General features: G+C 36.3%; 5 protein-coding genes. 2 read left to right on the top strand and 3 right to left on the bottom strand.

The window, feature by feature from the left end:
• Positions 1–6: 6 nt before the first annotated feature.
• Positions 7–894: a LysR family transcriptional regulator gene (locus ACJMMI_RS07405; RefSeq protein ID WP_405354628.1), complete on the bottom strand. Its 888-nt coding sequence runs from the start codon at positions 892–894 to the stop codon at positions 7–9.
• Positions 895–1021: 127 nt separating this feature from the next.
• On the opposite strand from ACJMMI_RS07405, the gene ACJMMI_RS07400 reads away from it, so the two are divergent.
• Positions 1022–2356, top strand: coding sequence for a sodium-dependent transporter (locus ACJMMI_RS07400; RefSeq protein WP_405354627.1), 1335 nt, complete (start codon positions 1022–1024; stop codon positions 2354–2356).
• Positions 2357–2417: 61 nt separating this feature from the next.
• On the opposite strand, the gene ACJMMI_RS07395 is transcribed toward ACJMMI_RS07400, so the two are convergent.
• The gene (locus tag ACJMMI_RS07395) at positions 2418–3368 is read right to left on the bottom strand and encodes a hypothetical protein (RefSeq protein WP_405354626.1); all 951 of its coding nucleotides are present in this window, start codon (positions 3366–3368) and stop codon (positions 2418–2420) included.
• A gap of 211 nt (positions 3369–3579) precedes the next feature.
• On the opposite strand from ACJMMI_RS07395, the gene ACJMMI_RS07390 reads away from it, so the two are divergent.
• On the top strand, positions 3580–3924 hold the full coding sequence (locus ACJMMI_RS07390) for a hypothetical protein (protein ID WP_405354625.1): 345 nt from the start codon (positions 3580–3582) through the stop codon (positions 3922–3924).
• Positions 3925–4011: 87 nt separating this feature from the next.
• Here the strand turns inward: ACJMMI_RS07390 and ACJMMI_RS07385 are convergent.
• Positions 4012–4259, bottom strand: a 248-nt coding sequence (locus tag ACJMMI_RS07385; RefSeq protein ID WP_405354624.1) for a GNAT family N-acetyltransferase, incomplete at its 5' end; no start/stop codon positions are given.

Raw genomic sequence — 4259 nt, 5'->3', positions numbered from 1 at the left:
AAAATTCTATTTTCCAATAACATCATCGTAAAAATCAATAAAGGCGTTCAAAGCAGGGGAACGCCATTTGTTTTTGTGAATAAGAAGCTGAGTCCATACGGACACTTCAAAATCTTCGATTGGCAGGTGGCTGATTTCTCCTGACTTGAAATATTCGTCTGTGATGAAGTCGGGCAAAAATGAAACCATTTTGCTGTCTTTTATGAGAGAACAAATCTGTAGTGGATTTCCAATTTCGAGAATCGGCTGAATTTCAAGGGATTGAGCAGAGAGGGCATTATTGAGCAATTTTCTGTAGCTCATATTGCTTTCGGTAAGAACAAAATCCTCACAACAAATATCCTTTAGCGAAAGATTATTACTCTGCAAAAGAGGGTGATTTATAGCTGAAATGAAATGCACTTCTTCTTTATGCTCTGCACAAATAACAAACTCGGAATCATAAATATGACTGTCGAGCGTGAAAATTAAATCAACCTCGTTTTTCCTCAGCATATCAAACATCTGCTCCGTACCGCTTTCGACTACCACAAGGCGAATGTCGGGAAAACGCTTGCGAAATTCAAGAAAATCATTTTTGAAATAACGATTGCAAACCGAGCTTGACATGGCAAGTCGAATATTCCCCTCAATGTGCTCAGGAGTTCTCAAAGCTTCAAGCATTTTTTCGTGCGATTCAAGAATATTTCTTGCGTGTTGAAGAACAATTATTCCGTCGGCTGTAAGGCTGATTTTGTGGTAAAATCGGTCAAAAAGTATGGTGTTCAATTCTTTTTCTAACTGTTTTATCTGCGAAGAAACTGTAGATTGAGTGTAGCCAAGCTTTTCGGCTGCTGACGAAAAGCCTGAATACTCGCAAACTGCTACAAAGGTTTTTAGTACATTGGTATCCATAGTCAAATATTCCTTTTACAAACGATATTTTCGCTATTATAACATAATATTATCAATTTTACAAATGCTAAAATTTTTGCTATAATACTTTTATATTTTGTGTAAATTTTAAAGGAGGCCTTTTATAATGGCTCGTGAGCAGCTTGGAAGCAGGCTCGGTTTTATTATGCTTTCTGCCGGTTGTGCCATTGGCTGTGGCAATGTATGGAAATTTCCTTGGATGTGCGGTCAAAACGGCGGCGGAAGCTTTATGCTTGTGTATATAATTTGTCTGATTATTCTTGGAATTCCCTGCTTGGTGATGGAATTTGCTGTTGGCAGAGCAGCTCGAACAAGCCCGATTCATATGTACCGCAAGCTTGAAAAACCGGGACAAAAATGGGGTGGCTTTGGTTGGGTTTGCCTTATCGGAAATCTTGCAATTATGGCGTTTTATACTGTAGTGTGCGGTTGGATTATCTACTATTTTGTGAATTTCCTGATTGGAAATAATAAGAAGCTTGGCTTTGATACAATGATTTCCAATCCATCAATCAATGTAATTTTTCTGTTTGTTACTGTGGCCGTTGCCTTTATAATTTTGTCATTTAATATACAAGGCGGACTTGAAAGAGTGACAAAGTATATGATGCTTGCACTCTTGGTATTGATGCTTGTGCTTGCTGTGAACAGCCTTTTGATGAGTGGTGCAGGGGAGGGAATGTCGTTCTATCTCAAGCCTGACTTTTCAAAAATAAACGGCTCGATTATTGTGGCAGCGATGAATCAGGCATTTTTCACCTTATCAACAGGTATGGGTGGAATGGCAATTTTCGGAAGCTATATCGGTAAAAACCGTTCGCTGATGGGCGAAGCTGTGAATGTCATCACTCTTGACACCTTGGTGGCAATTCTTGCCGGCATTATCATATTCCCGGCTTGCTTCACCTTTAATCTTGAGGTAAACTCAGGGCCAAGCCTTTTGTTTGACACAATGGCTACAGTGTTCAATAATATGCCCGGTGGCAGAATTTGGGGCTCACTTTTCTTCCTATTTATGGTGTTTGCAGCAATGTCAACCGTCCTCGGAGTGTGCGAAAATATTCTTGCAATGTTCAGAGAATTGACAGGCTGGTCAAGACGAAAGGGAAGCCTTGTATGTGGAATTATAGTGTTTGTCCTTGCTCTTACAACTGCACTTGGCTTTAGCGTTTTCAGTTTTCAGCCTTTTTCTGAGGGTACAACCTGGCTCGATTTCTGGGACTTCATAGTATCAACAAATGTTCTTCCGCTCGGCTCGCTTGTTCTTGCTCTCTTCTGCTGCAATAAATTCGGATGGGGTTGGGATAGCTTTATCAGCGAGGCTAACGAAGGCAAAGGTATGAAAGTTAAAAGTTGGATGAAACCTATTTTTAAATATGTTGTTCCTCTCAGCATTGGCTTTATCTACATTTACGGTATAATTACCTTTAAGTGGACATAACTAAATTAAAATCCTGTATGAAGTCATTTCTTTCATACAGGATTTTTTGATTTGTTGGGAATTATATTTTTGTGAAATGTTTGTTTTGACGACTCATAAATAAAATTCGTGAGAGGACGACAATTATAACGCTGCCGGCAAAAATCTGTAGCGGATAGGTGATTATACAAGATTCGGGAATTATCATACTCAATACAGTAATTGCTCCCACAGGCGGCATAAATAATTTTGTACATCGAAGAATTATGAGCATAATTAATGTAGCAGTCAGAGCGGAAATTGTAAGAGGTAGATTCAGCGTTATACTGAGAATATATCTGGAAAATACTCCGACAAAAGCACAGCCGGTCAGCACAATGATTGGCTTTATCGGATGGTTTCTCACCTTGTTTGTCGGTCTTGAAAACTCGGTAAATACAACCAGTAGCGGCGGTGCTATTGCATATCTGAAATCAACTAAAAATGAAACATATCCTATTACAAGAACACAGGCTACTCGTATAATGGTATCAATCGCATCGTTTTGGAAGTTTATTGTTGTTGGAATGTATTCCTCTTTATTTTTAACTCCAATTTTTATCAGTAATTTGTTGAATAATATCACAAGCAGAGTCAGCAGGAATGCAGAAATAGGGTAAATAAAGCTTGTGGTTTGCATCATAACAGGGAGCACTATTGCAGAAATAAGCGGTGCAAAGGTAGTCCTTGAAAACATAAGTATAATTTGAGAAACAGTAAAAGCCAAGATTACTTGAGGAAAAATTCCGATTTTAATGTATTTCACAATCAATACGCCAACAATCGCACACACCGTAATCAACGCAAGCATTCGTCTGCCATTGACTTGCCAGCTTCGCTTTTCGGTTACAATATATCCAATGGCAAGTGCCGTTATCTCAGGAAAAATAATTTCTTTTTCATTAAATATCTCAGCCGTCACAGTCATACAGGCTACTAATATAAGCGTTGCTATGTATGGAATAATGCTTTTTAATGTTTTATATTTGTTCATTAGTTGCTGCTTTCTATGTATAAATAATCTTATTTTTATATTATATCATAAAATGAATTTTAGCGAAAGTACTTGTATTTTGCAAATATAAAAATGATAATTTATATAAAGACAAGAGGTAATGTTATAAAAAATTTTGAGTTTTATTATATTGCTTTCAATATGCAGTGTTTTACTGTTTACAACAGGTTGTAAACCTGATGATCTGTTCATGCCATATTATGATAATGAAAAGTTGCAGATTATTTATGCACAAGACGCAACCGTATATACATTTGAAAATAAAGCAGCATTTATAATAACCCATGACGGTGATGATTCTCAAAATGAGTTATATATTTCACCAACAGCAGTTGACAATTTAATGGCTAACGGCACTAAAATTTTAAGCGACTCTTTTGACGAGTTTGCCTACAATAACAATTACGCTTATGTGAGAAAAGACGATGTTTATTATGTTGTAGATGTGGCAAACGAAGAAAAAGCTGAGTATATTAGCAAGAAATTTGTAAAGCGTTATCCTGATTATGAAAATTTGAATTGGTATAATACCTGATGCGTTTTAAAAAACTTTATAATTAAAGCTAAAATATCTACCGATGGCTTATTTTGCATTGGTAGACATTTGTGTTTATAATAAAAGTTATATTATATTTGCATATTCCTGCTTAGTAATAGAATATAAATATTCTCCCGAAGTTATTCCTGTTTTAGGATAATAACGAGTTCCATTATTACTTACAAGTTTCATTTTTAGCTTTTTCATAACAGTTTCAGATGCAATATTTTTAGAATCACAATGAGCGATTATTTTGTTTACTTTCAAAATATCAAATGCATATTTAATCAGAGCATTGGCAGCCTCAGTTGCAAACCCTTTATTTCTGTATT

Origin of the sequence: Ruminococcus sp. (assembly GCF_045129435.1) — a bacterium.
GTDB lineage: Bacteria > Bacillota > Clostridia > Oscillospirales > Acutalibacteraceae > Ruminococcoides.
This window is presented reverse-complemented; position numbering and strand designations above follow the sequence as displayed.

Coding starts and splice junctions, on each gene's coding strand:
- ACJMMI_RS07405 (WP_405354628.1), bottom strand. CDS start 894: ATGGATACCAATGTACTAAAAACCTTTGTAGCAGTTTGCGAGTATTCA.
- ACJMMI_RS07400 (WP_405354627.1), top strand. CDS start 1,022: ATGGCTCGTGAGCAGCTTGGAAGCAGGCTCGGTTTTATTATGCTTTCT.
- ACJMMI_RS07395 (WP_405354626.1), bottom strand. CDS start 3,368: ATGAACAAATATAAAACATTAAAAAGCATTATTCCATACATAGCAACG.
- ACJMMI_RS07390 (WP_405354625.1), top strand. CDS start 3,580: ATGCCATATTATGATAATGAAAAGTTGCAGATTATTTATGCACAAGAC.